Here is a 17,692-nt window from a genome sequence, read left to right on the forward strand (position 1 = left end):
GATGTTATGGAAAAAATCACATTGACCGTGCCCGCCAGCCGCGAAGTAAGCGGCAGGGCGCTGGCAGGGGTAGTCGGTTCCGGGGATATGGAGGTGCTTTTCACCGCCGAACCGGGCCAGACCTTAACCATTGATATCACCACCTCCGTCGACAACAGCCGTGGGCGCTGGGAGGCGTTGTTCAATCGCCTGCAAACCGTCAGCAGCCTGCCCGCAGGTAAGCTGACCATCCACGACTTCGGCGCGACGCCGGGCGTGGCACGCATTCGTATCGAACAGGTTTTTGAAGGGGTGAACCATGCGTGATGACAGCAGCTTTATCGAATTAAAAGCGCGCCAGCGTGCGCAGGCGCTGCTCGACGACGGCAGCTACCGCGAACTGCTGGATCCGTTTGAAGGCATTATCTCTCCGTGGCTTGGGCCACAGGGGATTGTTCCTCAGGCCGATGACGGCATGGTAGTCGCGAAAGGGACCATCAACGGCCAGCCTGCAGTGGTGGTGGCGATTGAAGGCACCTTCCAGGGCGGCAGCATGGGCGAAGTGTCCGGTGCCAAAATGGCGGCGGCGCTGGAGCTGGCGGCGGAAGATAACCGCAACGGCATTCCGACTCAGGCGGTACTGTGCCTCGAAACCGGCGGCGTACGTTTGCAGGAAGCCAACCTTGGCCTGGCGGCGATTGCCGATATCCACGCCGCGATCGTTGACCTGCGTCGCTATACCCCGGTTGTCGGGATTGTCGCCGGGACCGTGGGCTGCTTCGGCGGGATGTCTATCGCCGCGGCGCTGTGCAGCTACCTGATTGTGACCCGCGAAGCGCGTCTTGGCCTCAACGGCCCGCAGGTTATTGAGCAGGAAGCGGGCATTGAAGAGTATGACTCCCGCGACCGTCCGTTTATCTGGAGCATGACCGGCGGCGAAGTGCGCTATGAAAGTGGGCTGGTGGACGCGCTGGTGGGCGACGGCGTGAACGCGGTGAAAGCCGCGATGAACGAGGCCATCGCCAAAGGCGTACCGGCGAAACATCGCACCGATAACTACGACGATTACCTGAACCGTCTGACGAATTTCGACACCCGCAAACAGGCCGATGCCGAACAGATTAAAGCGCTTTTTGCCCGGGAGGTGAAATGATGACTAACTCAATTAGCCGTGGCGAACTCTGGCTGGAAACTCTGGCCCCGAACGCGAAACGTCTGGAGGGGTTATGCCCGTCCGTGCAGGCGGCAGACGGCGAGCTGAACGGTGAAACGGTGCGCTTTGTCGCCGTGGTGCCGGACGCCAACAACCACTTCCCGCGCGCGGCGCAAGGGGAAGTGGGGCTGCTGGAGGGCTGGACGCTGGCAAAAGTGGTCAGCGAAACCGTCGCCGCTGACGCCGATAAAGCCGTGAAGCGCCCGATTGTGGCGGTGATCGATGTCCCAAGCCAGGCCTATGGCCGTCGCGAAGAGGCGTTTGGTATCCACCAGGCGCTGGCCGGCGCCGCTGCCGCCTATGCCAATGCGCGGCTGGCGGGGCATCCGGTGATTGGTCTTATCGTCGGTAAGGCCATGTCCGGCGCGTTTCTGGCGCACGGCTACCAGGCTAACCGCCTGATTGCCTTCAACGATAAAGGCGTGCTGATCCATGCCATGGGCAAAGAGTCTGCGGCGCGCATTACGCTGCGTACCGTGGAGGCGCTGGAAAAACTGGCGGCAACCATTCCGCCAATGGCGTACGACATCAGCAACTACGCCACGCTGGGGCTGCTCTCCGACCTGCTGGATATCAGCAACCCGGATGCCCCTTCCGAAAGCGATCTGACGCGGGTGAAAACTACCCTGCAACAGGCCATCAGCGACGCTCGTCAGGACACCACGTTGAAAAACCGTCTGGGTGCTGACAACCGCCGCAGCTCGGCGCTCGTACGTGAACGTATGCGAGCCAGCTGGTAAGTAAAAAGAGACCTGCCAGATGCATTACCCCGTGGGCGCGCCCGTTGCGTCCACGCGGGAACCTGCATCCTGAAAATAATAAACATCGCGCCAGTGCTTAAACTTTTTTACTACAGGTGATTTATGACTTACGTAATTGTTCATGCTCTTGCACCGATTTTCGTCATCATGCTGCTGGGATTCTGGGCCGGTAAAGCAAAGATGGTCGATAACAAAAATGTTTCCCTGCTGAATATCTTCGTTATGGATTTTGCACTCCCTGCCGCGCTGTTCAGCGCCACCGTGCAAACCCCGTGGACCGGCATTGTGGCGCAGTCGCCGCTGATCCTGGTGCTCACCCTGGCGATGTGGATCACCTATGCGGCCATCTACTTCCTCGCCACCAAAGTCTTTAAAAAATCTCCGCAGGATGCGGCTGTACTGACGCTGACCGTCGCCCTGCCAAACTATGCGGCGCTCGGCCTGCCGATTCTGGGCAGCGTGCTGGGTGAAAGTTCTTCTACTTCACTCTCCGTGGCGGTCTCCATCGCCTGTGGTTCGGTGCTGATGACCCCGTTCTGCCTGCTTATTCTGGAGCGTGAAAAAGCGCGCGCCGAGGGCAATAACTCCGGTTCAACGCTTTCCATGCTGCCGGTGCTGATGTGGCGCTCCATTAAAAAACCGATCGTGATGGGCCCGCTGCTGGGGGTGATCCTGTCCGCTATCGGCATCAAAATGCCAGAGCTGGTACTGGCGGCGATTAAACCTCTGGGACTGTCCGCGACCGCTGCGGCGCTGTTCCTGACCGGGGTGATCCTCTCCGCGCGTAAGCTTCAGATCAACACCATGGTGATCACTTCCACTATCGCCAAGCTGCTGGTCCAGCCAGCGATTGCCTGGGGTATCGTTTTAATCTTCGGTCTGCACGGCTCCGTGGCGATCACCGCCATCCTGATGATTGCGCTGTCTGCGGGCTTCTTTGGCGTGGTGTTCGGTAACCGCTTTGGCGTGCAGTCGCCGGATGCTGAAGCCGTGCTGCTGTTGAGCTCCATACTGTGTATTCTGTCGCTGCCGCTGTTTATCTCGCTGACTTCAGGAATGTAATTATGACCACAACATTACGCCCACACGACCTCATCTGGCTTACCGCGCGCGACGCTCTGGAAGGGATTACCGAATCCTGGGTAGACGCGGCCTGGCATACCGGGCTACCGGTAGTGGTGCGGCGTGATGTTGATAATGAAGGCCGTATTCCCGTTGGCGTGCGCGGATTGCGCCGCGACCAGCGGGCGGCCGGATGGGTGAAGCCTGAGAACGCGTTGCGCGTGGTGTCGCCCGAAGAGTTGAGCGTTGCCGCCGACCTGCTGCGTTCGCCGTTTGTCACTCAGCCGCCGGTTCAGGTGGCACTTCAGCTTGCGCAGCAGTCGTGGCCGTGGACGTGGGGGATAACCGGTAGTACGGGTTACGCGCTGGCGACCGGCATTCCGGTGATCCACGCCGATAGCGATCTCGATCTGCTGATCCGCGCCCCGCGTACCGTTTCCCCTGAGGCGTTTACTGACTGGCAGGCTCAGCTCAACCGTGCGTTGTGCCGGGCGGATACGCAGGTGGACACGCCCGAGGGCGGATTCGCGCTGGCAGAATGGTTACGCGACGGCAAAACGCTGCTAAAAACGCAATGTGGACCGCGCCTGGTAGCGGATCCATGGCACAGGGAGGAGTAATGAAAATACTGTTTACCTTTCCGGGGCAGGGCACACAGCACGAAGGTATGCTGCAAAACCTGCCGGGAACGGAGCTGGAGCAGGCCCGTGCTGTGCTGGCGGCGGAAGTCGATACCCTGGACAGCGCATCCTCGTTAACCCACACCCGTGCGGTTCAGCTTTCACTGCTGATTGCCGGCGTGGCCTGGGCGCGCGAGCTGGAACGTCGCGGCGTGTCGCCGGATATTGTCAGCGGTCTGTCCATTGGCGCTTATCCTGCGGCGGTTATCGCAGGCTCGCTGGACTTTACGGATGCGCTGAAGCTGGTGGCGCTGCGCGGTGATTTGATGGAGCAGGCGTATCCGCACGGCTACGGCCTGACGGCGATTATGGGGTTGACCCTGCCGCAGGTGGAGAACCTGATTCAGGGGACTGGAACCTATATCGCTAACCTGAACGCCGAAACGCAGATCGTGATTGCCGGAACCGATGACGGTATGGCGCAGGTGGCGGAGCGCGCGCTGGCGAAGGGTGCAAGCAAGGCCAAACGGCTGGCGGTGAGCGTGCCATCGCACTGCGCGCTGCTGGCGGAACCGGCGAAGAAGCTGGCAGCGGCGTTTGAATCGGTCACGCTTTCCCGTCCCCGCTGCGCGTACCTGAGCGGCAGTACCGGACGCGTGCTCTGGCAGCCGGAGAAAATTGCCGACGATCTGGCAATGAACATGGCGCGAACCGTGCGCTGGCAGGAGGCGGTGATTTCCGCTAACGAGCGTGAAGCGCGGCTGGCGATTGAGATGCCGCCGGGAGGCATATTAACCTGCCTGACGCGGCAGGCGGCGTGGGAAGGCGAATCCATTTCGCTGGAGCGCAGCGGGGTGGACGTGGCGGTGCATCTGGCGGGTCGACTGCGTGCGTGAGTTTTTTTGCCCGGTGGCGGCTGCGCCTTACCGGGCCTACGGGTTCGGTTGTATTATTTTGTAGGCCGGGTAAGACGCAACGCGTCGCCACCCGGCAAGGCCTCAGGCTCCGTCCTGCAAACTTCTGGCGTACATCCGCCCTTCCGCGGCCAATGCTCGCAGGCTCGGATCCTGCTCGCGGTTGCGGGCAAAGACGATCGCAATCAGCTGCTGCATCTGGTACGGCTGTGCCAGCTTCAGTAGCTGCACCGAATTTTCGTACACTTTCTTCATCCTGCCCGGCATCAGCGTAAACCCGACCCCCGCCTGTACCAGGCTCAGCATCGAGAAAATATCGTTTACCCGCGTCACAATCTCCGGCTCGAAACCGGCAATATGAAACGCTTCCTGAAACCCGGCGTAAGTGGCGAACCCTTCCGCGAGGGCGACAAACTTCTGATCTTTATAGTCACGCAGATCGGCGGGACCGCTGGTATTCAGCGTGGCAGAGGCCGGTGCGGCAAGGAAAATATCGTCATGGAACAGGGGCAGCACTTCGAGGCTGTTACGGTCGATATCGCTCTCGGAGATAGAGATTAAAATCGCATCCAGCGACCCCTCATCCAGCATATGGAGCAGGGTTTCATTCGAGCCCATCGTCAGATCCATCTCCAGATCCGGACGGCGCAGCTTCATGCCCATTATCAGGCGCGGCACGGTTTCCAGCGTCAGCGAGTAAAGCGTACCGACGCGCAACCGTCCCTGGCCGATACCGGCAATCTTGCGCGACTCTTCCAGTCCGCGCTCCATCACCTGCATCACCTCCTGACAATACTCCAGCAGCGTCCACGCGGAGGGGAGGGCAATCAGGTTACGCCCTTTGTGAGCAAAGAGCGGGCAGCGGACGTTCTCTTCGAGGGTATGCAGCGCGCGGTGCACGCTGACACCGCTCAGGCCGAGCGTTTCGGCGGTACGTGCGATATTGCCCTTGTCCATGAACGTCATGAAGATGCTGAGCTTACGGAATGTAATCTCGCTCGTGGTATCGAAGCCCATAACCCTCCCGGCGTGTTAGTCGGCTTGCAGCATCGCTTCCAGCTGTTCCTGCGCGTCCAGCCATGCCATTTCGCACTCTTCGAGACTGGATTTAGTTTTCGCCTGCGTTTGCAGACAGTCCGTCAGCTCCGCTTTGCGGCTCTGATCGTACAGTTCGCTGTCGCCCAGCTTCTCTTCGACGGCGGCAAGCGTGGCGTTAAGCTTTTCCATCTCTTTTTCGAGACGGGTAATCTCTTTACGCAGCGGCTGAGTCTGGGTGCGCAGTTCCGCTTCACGGCGCTTCTGGTCTCTACGCGCCTGGGCGCTGTTGGCGTTGTCTTTCGCTGACTCTTCCGGCTGGTTTTCCTGCTTCTGCACGTCCGTCAGCCACTGCTGGTAATCTTCCAGGTCGCCGTCGAACGGTTCCACTTTGCCGCCGTGAACCAGATAGAGATCGTCGGTGGTGGAGCGGATCAGGTGGCGATCGTGCGAAACGACAACCAGCGCCCCTTCGAACTCGATCAGCGCTTCGGTCAGCGCCTGACGCATGTCGAGATCGAGGTGGTTGGTCGGTTCATCGAGCAGCAGCAGGTTTGGACGCTGCCAGACGATCAGCGCCAGCACCAGACGCGCTTTTTCGCCGCCGGAGAAACGCGCTGTATTTTCAGTCACCTTATCGCCCTGGAAGCCAAAGCCGCCGAGGTAGTCGCGCAGCTTCTGCTCCATCTCCTGCGGCGCCAGGCGCGCCAGGTGCTGGATCGGCGATTCATCGGCGCGTAAAAATTCCAGCTGATGCTGAGCGAAGTAGCCAAGCTTGATGCCCTTCGCCAGCCCGATTTCGCCGCTGACCGGGTTAAGCTCGCCCGCCAGCAGCTTGATCAGCGTCGATTTACCGGCGCCGTTACGCCCCAGCAGACCTATGCGTGAACCCGGCACCAGGTTGAGCTTGATAGAGTCGAGAATAATGCGATCGCCATAGCCCGCGCTCACTTTTTCCATCTTCAGCAGCGGGTTCGGCAGGCTCTCCGGCTCGCGGAAGCTGAAGTGGAACGGGTTATCCACGTGCGCGGGGGCAATCATCTCCATGCGTTCCAGCATTTTGACGCGGCTCTGCGCCTGCTTGGCTTTTGACGCCTTGGCCTTGAAGCGATCCACAAAGCTTTGCAAGTGCGCCACGCGCTGCTGCTGGCTTTCATACATCGCCTGCTGCTGGGCGAGGCGCGTCGCGCGCTGGCGCTCGAAAGAGCTGTAGTTGCCGGTGTACTCGAACAGGCTTTGCTGTTCGATATGAATGATTTTATCCACCACCGGGTCGAGGAAGTCGCGGTCGTGGGAGATCAGAATCAGAGTGCCCTGATAGCTCTTGAGCCACTTCTCCAGCCAAATAACCGCATCGAGATCGAGGTGGTTGGTCGGTTCATCGAGCAGCAGGAGGTCAGAGCGGCAGATCAGCGCCTGCGCCAGGTTAAGGCGCATACGCCAGCCACCCGAGAAATCGCTCACCGGGCGTTCAAGCTGTTCGTTGCTGAAGCCCAGGCCGTGCAGCAGGCTGGAGGCGCGGGAGCGAATGGTCCAGGCGTCGATGGCGTCCAGCTTGCCGTGGACGGTGGCGATGGCGTGGCCGTCGTTGCGTTCGTTGGCGGCGTTGAGCTCCGCTTCGAGCTTGCGGTATTCACGGTCGCCGTCGATAACATAGTCGAGCGCCGGTTCGCTCAGCGCGGGGGTCTCCTGGTTTACCCAGGCGAGCTGCCAGTTGCCCGGGAAGGTAAAGTTCCCGCCATCCGCGCTTATCTCGTTTTTCAGCAGTGCCAGCAGGGTGGATTTACCGCAGCCGTTTTTGCCGACCAGCCCCACTTTCTGGCCCGGGTTGATGGTAGCAGTCGCGTTATCCAGCAGGACGCGCACGCCGCGACGAATTTGTAACGAGGAGAAAACAATCATAGAAGCGCCGTATGTTCCGACTATGTTAATTTGTCATTATGATAATGTAAGGTGTGGGCCAATTTCCCCACCGGGCCGCCATGGTAGCCCAAAACGACAACAATACACAAAAACAGAACCGGGAGGGGAGTGATGTCTCAGACAGCGAAAGTGCTGCTGCTGTATGCCCATCCGGAATCACAGGACTCGGTGGCAAACCGGGTGCTGCTTAAGCCGGCCACACAGCTCAGTAACGTAACGGTGCACGATCTCTACGCGCACTATCCCGATTTCTTTATTGATATTCCTTACGAGCAGGAACTGCTGCGTCAGCACGACGTGATTGTGTTCCAGCATCCGCTTTATACCTATAGCTGTCCGGCGCTGCTGAAAGAGTGGCTGGACCGCGTGCTGAGCCGGGGCTTTTCCAGCGGGGTGGGGGGCAACCAGCTGGCGGGAAAGTACTGGCGGAGTGTCATCACCACCGGTGAGCCGGAAAGCGCTTACCGTCACGACGGGCTGAACCGTTACCCCATGAGCGACATTCTGCGGCCGTTTGAGCTGACGGCGGCGATGTGCCGTATGCACTGGATGAGCCCGATTATTATCTACTGGGCACGGCGGCAGGATCCGAAAGCGCTGGCGAGCCATGCCAGGGCCTATGGCGAATGGCTGGCGTCACCGATTCCGGCGGGAGGACGCTAATGGACGGTTCGAATTTACTCCTCGCCGGGGTGCTGTTTTTGTTTGCCGCCGTCGTCGCGGTCCCCCTTGCCGCGCGTCTCGGCATTGGCGCGGTGCTGGGCTATTTGCTGGCGGGGATAGCCATTGGTCCCTGGGGGCTTGGGTTTATCAGCGATGTGGATGAAATTCTCCACTTCTCCGAGCTGGGCGTGGTGTTCCTGATGTTTATCATCGGGCTTGAGCTTAATCCGTCCAAGCTGTGGCAACTGCGGCAATCTATTTTTGGCGTCGGGGCGGCGCAGGTATTGCTCAGCGCCGCCATTCTGGCGGGCCTGCTGATGCTGACGCAGTTTTCCTGGCAGGCCGCGGTGATTGGCGGGATCGGTCTTGCGATGTCGTCGACGGCGATGGCGCTTCAGCTGATGCGCGACAAAGGGATGAACCGCAACGAGGCGGGGCAACTGGGCTTTTCGGTGCTGCTGTTCCAGGATTTAGCGGTGATCCCGGCGCTGGCGCTGGTGCCGCTGCTGGCAGGCTCCGGAGACGATCATTTCGACTGGATGAAGATCTCCATGAAGGTGCTGGCCTTCGCGGGGATGCTGATCGGCGGACGGTTTTTACTGCGTCCAGTGTTCCGGTTTATTGCGGCATCCGGCGTACGCGAGGTCTTCACCGCCGCAACGCTGCTGCTGGTGCTTGGTTCAGCGCTGTTTATGGATGCGCTGGGGCTGTCGATGGCGCTCGGGACGTTTATCGCCGGGGTGCTGCTTGCGGAAAGCGAGTACCGCCACGAGCTGGAGACCGCCATCGATCCGTTTAAGGGGCTGCTGTTAGGGCTGTTCTTTATCTCGGTGGGTATGGCGCTTAATCTTGGCGTGCTCTATACCCATCTGCTGTGGGTTATTGCGAGTGTCGCCGTGCTGGTGGCGGTCAAAACGCTGGTGCTGTATCTCCTCGCGAGGATTTACGGGCTGCGCAGCTCGGAAAGGATGCAGTTTTCCAGCGTGTTAAGTCAGGGCGGAGAGTTTGCGTTTGTGCTGTTTTCCACTGCGTCGTCACAGAAGCTGTTTAAAGATGACCAGATGGCGCTGCTGCTGGTGACGGTCACGCTGTCGATGATGACCACGCCGCTGCTGATGAAGCTGGTGGACAAACTGCTGTCGCGCCGTCTTAATCCCGCAGACGATGAAGACGAAGCGCCGTGGGTGGAAGATGATAAACCGCAGGTGATCGTCGTGGGCTTTGGCCGCTTCGGACAGGTGATTGGTCGCCTGTTGATGGCAAATAAAATGCGCATTACGGTGCTGGAGCGCGATATCAGCGCCGTCAACCTGATGCGCAAATATGGTTATAAGGTGTACTACGGGGATGCGACGCAGCTTGAGCTGTTGCGCTCGGCGGGCGCAGAGGCTGCGGAGTCCATCGTCATCACCTGTAACGATCCGGAAGACACAATGAAGCTGGTGGAGCTGTGCCAGCAGCATTTCCCGCATCTGCATATTCTGGCGCGTGCGCGCGGACGTGTTGAGGCTCACGAACTTTTGCAGGCGGGTGTGAAACACTTCTCCCGCGAAACCTTCTCCAGCGCGCTGGAGCTGGGGCGCAAGGCGCTGGTTTCGCTGGGTATGCATCCTCACCAGGCGCAACGCGCCCAGATGCATTTCCGCCGGCTGGATATGCGAATGCTGCGTGAACTGATGCCTGTGCACAGCGACACGGCGCAGATCTCCCGCGTGCGGGAAGCGCGTCGCGAACTGGAGGAGATCTTCCAGCGTGAGATGCAACAGGAACGACGCCAGCTCGACGGCTGGGATGAATTTGAATAAAGGGTAACGAAAGATGGCTTTACGTAAACGCTTTATCGCGGGCGCAAAATGCCCGTCCTGCCAGGCGCAAGATACGCTGGCCATGTGGCGGGAGAATAATATCGATATTGTTGAATGTGTTAAGTGCGGTCACCAGATGCGTGAGGCCGACAAAGAAGCCCGCGATCACGTTCGCAAAGAAGAGCAAGTGATCGGCATTTTTCATCCAGACTAGCGATATGCTCTGAGTTTTTTTAAGCTTAAGGGTACACGGGTGCAGAATTCCGCTACAATCTGCGCCAGCAATTTTCCCACGCTCAGGAGATATCATGAAAGTAGCAAAAGACCTGGTGGTCAGCCTGGCCTATCAGGTACGTACAGAAGACGGTGTGTTGGTTGATGAGTCTCCGGTGAGTGCGCCGCTGGACTACCTGCATGGTCACGGTTCCCTGATTTCCGGCCTGGAAACGGCGCTGGAAGGTCATGAAGTTGGCGACAAATTCGACGTTGCTGTCGGCGCGAACGACGCTTACGGTCAGTATGATGACAACCTGGTTCAGCGCGTTCCTAAAGACGTGTTCATGGGCGTTGACGAGTTGCAGGTTGGCATGCGCTTCCTGGCTGAAACTGACCAGGGTCCGGTTCCGGTTGAAATCACAGAAGTTGAAGACGACCACGTTGTGGTTGACGGCAACCACATGCTGGCTGGTCAGAACCTGAAGTTCAACGTAGAAGTTGTTGCTATCCGTGAAGCGACCGAAGAAGAGCTGGCTCATGGCCACGTTCATGGTGCGCACGGTCACGACCATGACCACGATCACGGCCACGACGGCTGCTGCGGTGGTCACGGCCACGATCATGGTCATGACCACGGCCACGGTAAAGGTGGTTGCGGTAACGGCGGCTGCGGCTGCCACTGATTCCGTACTGCGGAAAATAAAAAAGCGGGATAATCCCGCTTTTTTTACGCCTCAATAATGAGGTGGTGGCGTCTCTTCAGCCTGAGAGGCGATGTGCGACGACTGCGTTGCCTTCACTTTTTCAGTGAGAAGTCGCATCAAATCGCGCATTTTTGCCATTTCAAGCTCATGAGCCGTCACGGTCTGGTTCAGTTCTTCGATGGTGATGTCCTGAAAAGCCAGGCGGCTTTCCAGCTCAGCCAGTCTCGCTTCGATCGTTGTATCCTTCATCATTCACCTCGTTTATCTCTCATGCGCCATAATGGACCAGCGGCGGCGAAGTTTATCTGACTTTTTCCTTAAGTACAGTATCCATCTCCCTGACAAGAAACTTATTTAAACAAAAATAGTCTGAAAAGAAGCGACATTCGGGGGAGTCTGTCTGTAGATTTCTTCCACAACGTTTTATAGTACGTCACTCATTTACGTTTAACACTGGGGTGAGAGACCTCAGGTCCTGGAGATATGGATGAAATCACTGTTTAAAGTTACGCTGCTGGCGACCACTATGGCTGTAGCGCTCAATGCGCCGCTGTCTTTCGCTGCTGATACTGCTGCGAAGCCTGCTGCGACTACAGACAGCAAAGCGGCATTCAAGAATGACGACCAGAAATCCGCCTACGCACTTGGCGCGTCTCTGGGCCGTTACATGGAAAACTCTCTGAAAGAACAAGAGAAACTGGGCATCAAACTGGACAAAAACCAGCTGATCGCAGGGGTTCAGGATGCGTTCGCAGACAAGAGCAAACTGTCTGACCAGGAAATCGAGCAGACTCTGCAAGCGTTTGAAGCGCGCGTGAAAGGCGCCGCTCAGACCAAGATGGAAGCAGACGCTAAAGATAACGAAGCGAAAGGCAAAGCCTACCGCGATAAGTTCGCTAAAGAGAAAGGCGTTAAAACGTCTTCTACTGGCCTGATCTATAAAGTTGAGAAAGAAGGTACCGGCGACGCGCCTAAAGACAGCGACACCGTTGTAGTTAACTACAAAGGTACGCTGATCGACGGTAAAGAGTTCGATAACTCTTATACTCGCGGTGAGCCTCTCTCCTTCCGTCTGGACGGTGTGATCCCGGGCTGGACCGAAGGCCTGAAGAACATCAAGAAAGGCGGTAAAATCAAGCTGGTCATCCCACCGGATCTGGCTTACGGCAAAACCGGCGTTCCGGGTATCCCGGCTAACTCTACGCTGGTATTTGATGTAGAACTGCTGGACATCAAACCGGCGCCGAAAGCGGATGCGAAAACAGACGCACCGGCTGACGACAAAGCCGCAGCAGCTAAGAAGTAATGCTGAAAAAAACCGCCGCCTTTACAGGCGGCGGTTTTTTTATTGTGGGGCAGATATAATTAACACTGGAAAGCGTTATACACGCTGTATTAATTTAGTTGTCCGTGTAGATAATGAGCCTGCCCTGAAAACCTAACGACAGGCTCCTGAAAAGGAGTGTTTTTTTCATGTCCAGGTCGCTTTTAACCAACGAAACCAGTGAACTTGATTTGCTGGATCAACGTCCATTTGACCAGACCGACTTCGATATTCTGAAATCCTACGAAGCGGTAGTGGACGGGTTAGCGATGCTCATTGGTTCCCACTGCGAAATCGTATTGCATTCCCTGCAAGATCTTAAGTGTTCCGCTATCCGCATTGCGAATGGTGAGCACACTGGCCGTAAAATTGGTTCGCCAATCACCGACCTTGCATTGCGTATGTTGCATGACATGACCGGCGCGGACAGCAGCGTCTCAAAATGCTATTTCACCCGCGCCAAAAGCGGCGTGCTGATGAAATCAGAAACTATCGCGATTCGAAACCGCGAACACCGGGTGATCGGTCTGCTGTGCATCAACATGAACCTTGATGTGCCATTCTCGCAAATCATGAGCACTTTCATTCCGCCAGAAACGCCGGACGTGGGCTCATCGGTGAACTTTGCCTCTTCTGTTGAGGATCTCGTGACACAGACGCTGGAGTTCACCATTGAAGAGGTGAATGCCGATCGCAACGTATCCAACAACGCCAAGAATCGTCAGATCGTCCTGAACCTCTATGAGAAAGGGATTTTTGATATCAAAGATGCCATCAACCAGGTGGCCGATCGCCTGAATATCTCCAAACACACGGTTTACCTCTATATTCGCCAGTTCAAAAGCGGCGACTTCCTGGGGCAAGACAAGTAATGCGTTTTGCGTTAATGGTGACGGGCCCGGCGTACGGTACCCAGCAGGCCAGCAGCGCGCTACAGTTTGCCCATGCGCTGCTTGATGCCGGTCATGAACTGGCAAGCGTCTTCTTCTATCGTGAAGGGGTCTATAACGCGAACCAGTTTACGTCCCCGGCGAGCGATGAGTTTGACCTTGTGCGCGCCTGGCAAAAATTAAACGAAACGCAGGGCGTCGACCTGCATATCTGCGTCGCGGCGGCACTGCGTCGCGGCGTGACGGATGCGACTGAAGCCGAACGCCTTGGTCTGGCAGGGGCTAACCTGCAACCGGGCTTTTCGCTCAGCGGATTAGGCGCATTAGCACAGGCGGCGTTGACCTGCGACAGAGTGGTGCAATTTTGATGAAGCGCGTAGCGTTTGTTTTTACTTCTGCCCCGCATGGCAGCGCTTCAGGCCGGGAAGGGCTGGATGCATTGCTCGCGACCTCGGCTTTAACCGAAGATATTGGCGTCTTCTTTTTAGGCGATGGCGTATTCCAGCTTCTGGCAGGCCAACAACCGCAGGCCATTCTTGCGCGCGACTACATTGCGACCTTTAAAGTTCTGCCGCTCTATGACATTGAAACCTTCTATGTGTGCGCCGACTCGCTGGCCGCTCGTGGGTTAAATGAGAAAATACCGTTCGTGCTGGACGTGACGATCCTGACATCTTCTGCGCTGCGCGAACAACTTTCTCACTACGATACCGTTCTGACTTTCTGAGGCTATCATGCTCCATACCCTGAGCCGTTCACCGTGGCAATGCGATATCGACACGTTACTGAGCATGCTGCGCGAAGGCGATGATCTGCTGCTGATTCAGGATGGTGTGCTCGCGACGCTTGACGGCAGCCGTTTTGTTGAAATCCTCGCTAATGCCCCCATAACAGTCTCTGCGCTTAAAGAGGATCTGGATGCGCGGGGTCTTTCTGGTCAAATTTCAGCCAAAATTGACGTGGTTGGCTATACTGATTTCGTCAATCTTACTGTGACGCACGCCAGTCAAATGAACTGGTGATTTGAGATCGCTGTATATTTCTTGACACCTTTTCGACGTAGCCCTAAAATTTCGCGTCCTCATATTGTATGAGGTCGTTTTATTACGTGTTTACGAAGCAAAAGCTAAAACCAGGAGCTATTTAATGGCAACAGTTAACCAGCTGGTACGCAAACCACGTGCACGCAAAGTTGCAAAAAGCAACGTGCCTGCGCTGGAAGCCTGCCCGCAGAAACGTGGCGTATGTACTCGTGTATATACCACCACTCCTAAAAAACCAAACTCCGCACTGCGTAAAGTATGCCGTGTGCGTTTGACTAACGGTTTCGAAGTGACTTCCTACATCGGTGGTGAAGGTCACAACCTTCAGGAGCACTCCGTGATCCTGATCCGTGGCGGTCGTGTTAAAGACCTTCCGGGTGTTCGTTACCACACCGTTCGTGGTGCGCTGGACTGCTCAGGTGTTAAAGACCGTAAGCAGGCTCGCTCCAAGTACGGCGTGAAGCGTCCTAAGGCTTAATGGTTCTCCGTTAAGTAAGGCCAAACTGATTTATCTTAATGTCAAACTAAACTCGTAGAGTTTTGGACAATCCTGAATTAACAACGGAGTAATCCCATGCCACGTCGTCGCGTCATTGGTCAGCGTAAAATTCTTCCAGATCCGAAATTCGGATCAGAACTGCTGGCAAAATTTGTAAATATCCTGATGGTAGATGGTAAAAAATCTACTGCAGAAGCAATCGTATACAGCGCGCTGGAGACCCTGGCTCAGCGTTCTGGTAAAAATGAACTGGAAGCTTTCGAAGTCGCTCTCGACAACGTGCGCCCGACTGTAGAAGTTAAGTCTCGCCGCGTTGGTGGTTCTACTTATCAGGTTCCAGTTGAAGTTCGTCCGGTTCGTCGTAATGCTCTGGCAATGCGTTGGATCGTTGAAGCTGCTCGTAAACGCGGTGATAAATCCATGGCTCTGCGTCTGGCGAACGAACTTTCTGATGCTGCAGAAAACAAAGGTACTGCAGTTAAGAAACGTGAAGACGTTCACCGTATGGCAGAAGCCAACAAGGCGTTCGCACACTACCGTTGGTAATCCCTTCGGAGTCGTAGTCACCAGGCGGGCGCTTCAGAGAAGCCGCCCGCTCTGGGTAACTTAACTGAACGCCTAAAGATATAAACGAGGAATCAAATGGCTCGTACAACACCCATCGCACGCTACCGTAACATCGGTATCAGTGCGCACATCGACGCCGGTAAAACCACTACTACCGAACGTATTCTGTTCTACACCGGTGTAAACCATAAAATCGGTGAAGTTCATGACGGCGCAGCCACCATGGACTGGATGGAACAGGAGCAGGAGCGTGGTATTACTATCACCTCCGCAGCGACTACTGCTTTCTGGTCAGGTATGGCTAAGCAGTACGAACCGCATCGCGTAAACATCATCGACACCCCAGGGCACGTTGACTTCACCATCGAAGTAGAACGTTCCATGCGTGTTCTTGACGGCGCGGTAATGGTTTATTGCGCAGTTGGTGGTGTTCAGCCACAGTCTGAAACCGTATGGCGTCAGGCTAACAAATATAAAGTTCCACGCATCGCGTTCGTTAACAAAATGGACCGTATGGGTGCTAACTTCCTGAAAGTTGTTGGCCAGATCAAAACCCGTCTGGGCGCGAACCCTGTTCCGCTTCAGCTGGCAATTGGTGCTGAAGAAGGCTTCACCGGTGTTATCGACCTGGTGAAAATGAAAGCCATCAACTGGAACGAAGCAGATGCGGGCGTTACCTTCGAATACGAAGATATCCCGGCAGAGATGCAGGACCTGGCTGACGAATGGCACCAGAACCTGATCGAATCCGCAGCAGAAGCTTCTGAAGAGCTGATGGAGAAATACCTGGGTGGTGAAGAACTGACTGAGCAAGAGATCAAATCTGCTCTGCGTCAGCGTGTTCTGAACAACGAAATCATCCTGGTAACCTGTGGTTCTGCGTTCAAGAACAAAGGTGTTCAGGCAATGCTGGATGCGGTAGTTGACTACCTGCCATCCCCGGTTGACGTTCCTGCGATCAACGGCATCCTGGACGACGGTAAAGATACTCCGGCTGAGCGTCACGCAAGTGATGACGAGCCGTTCTCTGCGCTGGCGTTCAAAATTGCTACCGACCCATTCGTGGGTAACCTGACCTTCTTCCGCGTTTACTCTGGTGTGGTTAACTCCGGTGACACCATCCTGAACTCCGTGAAATCGGCGCGTGAACGTTTTGGCCGTATCGTACAGATGCACGCTAACAAACGTGAAGAGATCAAAGAAGTTCGTGCGGGCGACATCGCTGCTGCTATCGGTCTGAAAGACGTGACTACTGGTGACACCCTGTGTGACCCGGATCACCCGATCATTCTGGAGCGTATGGAATTCCCTGAGCCGGTAATCTCCATCGCGGTTGAACCAAAAACCAAAGCTGACCAGGAAAAAATGGGTCTGGCTCTGGGCCGTCTGGCGAAAGAAGACCCATCATTCCGCGTATGGACTGATGAAGAATCTAACCAGACCATCATCGCTGGTATGGGTGAACTGCACCTGGACATCATCGTTGACCGTATGAAGCGTGAATTCAACGTTGAAGCGAACGTGGGTAAACCTCAGGTTGCTTACCGCGAAGCGATTCGCGCGAAAGTTACCGATGTTGAAGGTAAACACGCTAAGCAGTCTGGTGGTCGCGGTCAGTACGGTCACGTTGTGATCGACATGTACCCACTGGAGCCGGGCTCTAACCCTAAAGGTTACGAGTTCATCAACGACATCAAAGGTGGTGTAATTCCTGGCGAATACATCCCTGCCGTTGATAAAGGTATCCAGGAGCAGCTGAAAGCTGGTCCTCTGGCTGGTTACCCGGTTGTAGACATGGGTGTTCGTCTGCACTTCGGTTCTTACCACGACGTTGACTCCTCTGAACTGGCGTTTAAACTGGCTGCGTCTATTGCCTTTAAAGAAGGCTTTAAGAAAGCAAAACCAGTTCTGCTTGAGCCAATCATGAAGGTTGAAGTAGAAACTCCGGAAGAGAACACCGGTGACGTTATCGGTGACTTGAGCCGTCGTCGCGGTATGCTGCGTGGTCAGGAATCCGAAGTAACTGGCGTTAAGATCCACGCTGAAGTTCCGCTGTCTGAAATGTTCGGATATGCAACTCAGCTGCGTTCTCTGACCAAAGGTCGTGCATCATACACTATGGAATTCCTGAAGTATGATGATGCGCCGAACAACGTTGCTCAGGCCGTTATCGAAGCCCGTGGTAAGTAATCCACAGGATTAAAACCTAAGTCCCGTGCTCTCTCCGAAGGGGAGAGCACTATAGTAAGGAATATAGCCGTGTCTAAAGAAAAATTTGAACGTACAAAACCGCACGTCAACGTTGGTACTATCGGCCACGTTGACCATGGTAAAACTACCCTGACTGCTGCAATCACTACCGTACTGGCTAAAACCTACGGCGGTGCTGCTCGTGCTTTCGACCAGATCGATAACGCACCAGAAGAAAAAGCTCGTGGTATCACCATCAACACTTCTCACGTTGAGTATGACAC

General features: G+C 56.0%; 22 protein-coding genes. 19 read left to right on the forward strand and 3 right to left on the reverse strand.

Going from position 1 to position 17,692, the window contains the following annotated elements; all coding sequences use genetic code 11:
* Positions 1 to 6: 6 nt before the first annotated feature.
* The 6 genes from mdcC (at position 7) to mdcH (ending at position 4,531) form a co-directional block, all read left to right on the forward strand.
* Positions 7 to 306, forward strand: a complete 300-nt coding sequence (gene mdcC, locus CKK19_RS14060; protein WP_000411786.1) for a malonate decarboxylase acyl carrier protein — start codon at positions 7 to 9, stop codon at positions 304 to 306.
* Complete coding sequence (locus CKK19_RS14065) at positions 299 to 1,132, forward strand: biotin-independent malonate decarboxylase subunit beta (protein ID WP_003861672.1); 834 nt, start codon at positions 299 to 301, stop codon at positions 1,130 to 1,132. The genes mdcC and CKK19_RS14065 overlap by 8 nt, the downstream gene beginning before the upstream one ends.
* Positions 1,132 to 1,932, forward strand: coding sequence for a biotin-independent malonate decarboxylase subunit gamma (gene mdcE / locus CKK19_RS14070; RefSeq protein ID WP_003861675.1), 801 nt, complete (start codon positions 1,132 to 1,134; stop codon positions 1,930 to 1,932). The genes CKK19_RS14065 and mdcE overlap by 1 nt, the downstream gene beginning before the upstream one ends.
* Before the next feature lie 123 nt (positions 1,933 to 2,055).
* A complete protein-coding gene (locus tag CKK19_RS14075) occupies positions 2,056 to 3,015 on the forward strand; it encodes an AEC family transporter (RefSeq protein WP_063853929.1) in 960 nt (319 codons plus the stop codon).
* Positions 3,016 to 3,017: 2 nt separating this feature from the next.
* The gene (locus tag CKK19_RS14080; protein WP_022649601.1) at positions 3,018 to 3,635 is read left to right on the forward strand and encodes a malonate decarboxylase holo-ACP synthase; all 618 of its coding nucleotides are present in this window, start codon (positions 3,018 to 3,020) and stop codon (positions 3,633 to 3,635) included.
* The gene (mdcH, locus tag CKK19_RS14085; RefSeq protein ID WP_063853928.1) at positions 3,635 to 4,531 is read left to right on the forward strand and encodes a malonate decarboxylase subunit epsilon; all 897 of its coding nucleotides are present in this window, start codon (positions 3,635 to 3,637) and stop codon (positions 4,529 to 4,531) included. The genes CKK19_RS14080 and mdcH overlap by 1 nt, the downstream gene beginning before the upstream one ends.
* A gap of 102 nt (positions 4,532 to 4,633) precedes the next feature.
* Here mdcH and CKK19_RS14090 read toward each other — a convergent pair whose 3' ends face one another.
* Positions 4,634 to 5,566, reverse strand: a complete 933-nt coding sequence (locus tag CKK19_RS14090) for a LysR substrate-binding domain-containing protein (protein WP_022649599.1) — start codon at positions 5,564 to 5,566, stop codon at positions 4,634 to 4,636.
* Between the two features lie 15 nt (positions 5,567 to 5,581).
* Positions 5,582 to 7,486: an ABC transporter ATP-binding protein gene (locus CKK19_RS14095; RefSeq protein ID WP_063152845.1), complete on the reverse strand. Its 1,905-nt coding sequence runs from the start codon at positions 7,484 to 7,486 to the stop codon at positions 5,582 to 5,584.
* A 132-nt stretch (positions 7,487 to 7,618) separates the two neighbouring features.
* On the opposite strand from CKK19_RS14095, the gene kefG reads away from it, so the two are divergent.
* From kefG to slyD, 4 genes are all read left to right on the forward strand, one after another.
* Positions 7,619 to 8,170, forward strand: a complete 552-nt coding sequence (gene kefG, locus CKK19_RS14100; protein WP_003861686.1) for a glutathione-regulated potassium-efflux system ancillary protein KefG — start codon at positions 7,619 to 7,621, stop codon at positions 8,168 to 8,170.
* On the forward strand, positions 8,170 to 9,975 hold the full coding sequence (gene kefB, locus CKK19_RS14105; RefSeq protein WP_003861688.1) for a glutathione-regulated potassium-efflux system protein KefB: 1,806 nt from the start codon (positions 8,170 to 8,172) through the stop codon (positions 9,973 to 9,975). The genes kefG and kefB overlap by 1 nt, the downstream gene beginning before the upstream one ends.
* 13 nt (positions 9,976 to 9,988) lie before the next feature.
* Complete coding sequence (locus CKK19_RS14110; protein WP_022649597.1) at positions 9,989 to 10,189, forward strand: YheV family putative zinc ribbon protein; 201 nt, start codon at positions 9,989 to 9,991, stop codon at positions 10,187 to 10,189.
* A gap of 94 nt (positions 10,190 to 10,283) precedes the next feature.
* Entirely contained in the window at positions 10,284 to 10,874 is a 591-nt protein-coding gene (slyD, locus tag CKK19_RS14115) for a peptidylprolyl isomerase (RefSeq protein ID WP_003861691.1), read from the forward strand.
* A gap of 51 nt (positions 10,875 to 10,925) precedes the next feature.
* Here the strand turns inward: slyD and CKK19_RS14120 are convergent, their stop codons facing one another.
* On the reverse strand, positions 10,926 to 11,144 hold the full coding sequence (locus tag CKK19_RS14120; RefSeq protein ID WP_023298761.1) for a protein SlyX: 219 nt from the start codon (positions 11,142 to 11,144) through the stop codon (positions 10,926 to 10,928).
* Positions 11,145 to 11,382: 238 nt separating this feature from the next.
* Between CKK19_RS14120 and fkpA the strand changes: the two genes are divergently transcribed.
* From fkpA to CKK19_RS14165, 9 genes are all read left to right on the forward strand, one after another.
* Positions 11,383 to 12,201 carry an FKBP-type peptidyl-prolyl cis-trans isomerase gene (fkpA, locus tag CKK19_RS14125; protein WP_003861695.1) on the forward strand — a complete coding sequence of 273 codons (819 nt, stop codon included), beginning with the start codon at positions 11,383 to 11,385 and terminating at the stop codon, positions 12,199 to 12,201.
* Between the two features lie 167 nt (positions 12,202 to 12,368).
* Positions 12,369 to 13,091, forward strand: coding sequence for a transcriptional regulator (locus tag CKK19_RS14130; RefSeq protein ID WP_003861697.1), 723 nt, complete (start codon positions 12,369 to 12,371; stop codon positions 13,089 to 13,091).
* Positions 13,091 to 13,477: a sulfurtransferase complex subunit TusD gene (gene tusD, locus CKK19_RS14135; RefSeq protein ID WP_003861699.1), complete on the forward strand. Its 387-nt coding sequence runs from the start codon at positions 13,091 to 13,093 to the stop codon at positions 13,475 to 13,477. The genes CKK19_RS14130 and tusD overlap by 1 nt, the downstream gene beginning before the upstream one ends.
* The gene (gene tusC, locus CKK19_RS14140) at positions 13,477 to 13,836 is read left to right on the forward strand and encodes a sulfurtransferase complex subunit TusC (RefSeq protein WP_023298759.1); all 360 of its coding nucleotides are present in this window, start codon (positions 13,477 to 13,479) and stop codon (positions 13,834 to 13,836) included. The genes tusD and tusC overlap by 1 nt, the downstream gene beginning before the upstream one ends.
* Positions 13,837 to 13,843: 7 nt before the next feature.
* Positions 13,844 to 14,131 carry a sulfurtransferase complex subunit TusB gene (gene tusB / locus CKK19_RS14145; protein WP_063853927.1) on the forward strand — a complete coding sequence of 96 codons (288 nt, stop codon included), beginning with the start codon at positions 13,844 to 13,846 and terminating at the stop codon, positions 14,129 to 14,131.
* A gap of 124 nt (positions 14,132 to 14,255) precedes the next feature.
* Positions 14,256 to 14,630 (forward strand): 30S ribosomal protein S12, encoded by a 375-nt coding sequence (rpsL, locus tag CKK19_RS14150; protein ID WP_000246815.1) that lies wholly within the window; start codon positions 14,256 to 14,258, stop codon positions 14,628 to 14,630.
* Positions 14,631 to 14,726: 96 nt separating this feature from the next.
* Complete coding sequence (gene rpsG, locus CKK19_RS14155) at positions 14,727 to 15,197, forward strand: 30S ribosomal protein S7 (protein ID WP_003861706.1); 471 nt, start codon at positions 14,727 to 14,729, stop codon at positions 15,195 to 15,197.
* A 96-nt stretch (positions 15,198 to 15,293) separates the two neighbouring features.
* A complete protein-coding gene (fusA, locus tag CKK19_RS14160) occupies positions 15,294 to 17,408 on the forward strand; it encodes an elongation factor G (protein ID WP_022649591.1) in 2,115 nt (704 codons plus the stop codon).
* Between the two features lie 69 nt (positions 17,409 to 17,477).
* The coding region (locus CKK19_RS14165) for a GTP-binding protein (protein WP_000031663.1) at positions 17,478 to 17,692 on the forward strand (215 nt) is incomplete at its 3' end.

Origin of the sequence: Enterobacter sp. CCUG 70166, assembly GCF_020224095.1 — a bacterium.
Lineage (GTDB): Bacteria > Pseudomonadota > Gammaproteobacteria > Enterobacterales > Enterobacteriaceae > Enterobacter > Enterobacter intestinihominis.

Excerpts from the sequence above, each read along its gene's own strand:
- mdcC (WP_000411786.1), top strand. The coding sequence starts at position 7 with ATGGAAAAAATCACATTGACCGTGCCCGCCAGCCGCGAAGTAAGCGGC.
- CKK19_RS14065 (WP_003861672.1), top strand. The coding sequence starts at position 299 with ATGCGTGATGACAGCAGCTTTATCGAATTAAAAGCGCGCCAGCGTGCG.
- mdcE (WP_003861675.1), top strand. The coding sequence starts at position 1,132 with ATGACTAACTCAATTAGCCGTGGCGAACTCTGGCTGGAAACTCTGGCC.
- CKK19_RS14075 (WP_063853929.1), top strand. The coding sequence starts at position 2,056 with ATGACTTACGTAATTGTTCATGCTCTTGCACCGATTTTCGTCATCATG.
- CKK19_RS14080 (WP_022649601.1), top strand. The coding sequence starts at position 3,018 with ATGACCACAACATTACGCCCACACGACCTCATCTGGCTTACCGCGCGC.
- mdcH (WP_063853928.1), top strand. The coding sequence starts at position 3,635 with ATGAAAATACTGTTTACCTTTCCGGGGCAGGGCACACAGCACGAAGGT.
- CKK19_RS14090 (WP_022649599.1), bottom strand. The coding sequence starts at position 5,566 with ATGGGCTTCGATACCACGAGCGAGATTACATTCCGTAAGCTCAGCATC.
- CKK19_RS14095 (WP_063152845.1), bottom strand. The coding sequence starts at position 7,486 with ATGATTGTTTTCTCCTCGTTACAAATTCGTCGCGGCGTGCGCGTCCTG.
- kefG (WP_003861686.1), top strand. The coding sequence starts at position 7,619 with ATGTCTCAGACAGCGAAAGTGCTGCTGCTGTATGCCCATCCGGAATCA.
- kefB (WP_003861688.1), top strand. The coding sequence starts at position 8,170 with ATGGACGGTTCGAATTTACTCCTCGCCGGGGTGCTGTTTTTGTTTGCC.
- CKK19_RS14110 (WP_022649597.1), top strand. The coding sequence starts at position 9,989 with ATGGCTTTACGTAAACGCTTTATCGCGGGCGCAAAATGCCCGTCCTGC.
- slyD (WP_003861691.1), top strand. The coding sequence starts at position 10,284 with ATGAAAGTAGCAAAAGACCTGGTGGTCAGCCTGGCCTATCAGGTACGT.
- CKK19_RS14120 (WP_023298761.1), bottom strand. The coding sequence starts at position 11,144 with ATGAAGGATACAACGATCGAAGCGAGACTGGCTGAGCTGGAAAGCCGC.
- fkpA (WP_003861695.1), top strand. The coding sequence starts at position 11,383 with ATGAAATCACTGTTTAAAGTTACGCTGCTGGCGACCACTATGGCTGTA.
- CKK19_RS14130 (WP_003861697.1), top strand. The coding sequence starts at position 12,369 with ATGTCCAGGTCGCTTTTAACCAACGAAACCAGTGAACTTGATTTGCTG.
- tusD (WP_003861699.1), top strand. The coding sequence starts at position 13,091 with ATGCGTTTTGCGTTAATGGTGACGGGCCCGGCGTACGGTACCCAGCAG.
- tusC (WP_023298759.1), top strand. The coding sequence starts at position 13,477 with ATGAAGCGCGTAGCGTTTGTTTTTACTTCTGCCCCGCATGGCAGCGCT.
- tusB (WP_063853927.1), top strand. The coding sequence starts at position 13,844 with ATGCTCCATACCCTGAGCCGTTCACCGTGGCAATGCGATATCGACACG.
- rpsL (WP_000246815.1), top strand. The coding sequence starts at position 14,256 with ATGGCAACAGTTAACCAGCTGGTACGCAAACCACGTGCACGCAAAGTT.
- rpsG (WP_003861706.1), top strand. The coding sequence starts at position 14,727 with ATGCCACGTCGTCGCGTCATTGGTCAGCGTAAAATTCTTCCAGATCCG.
- fusA (WP_022649591.1), top strand. The coding sequence starts at position 15,294 with ATGGCTCGTACAACACCCATCGCACGCTACCGTAACATCGGTATCAGT.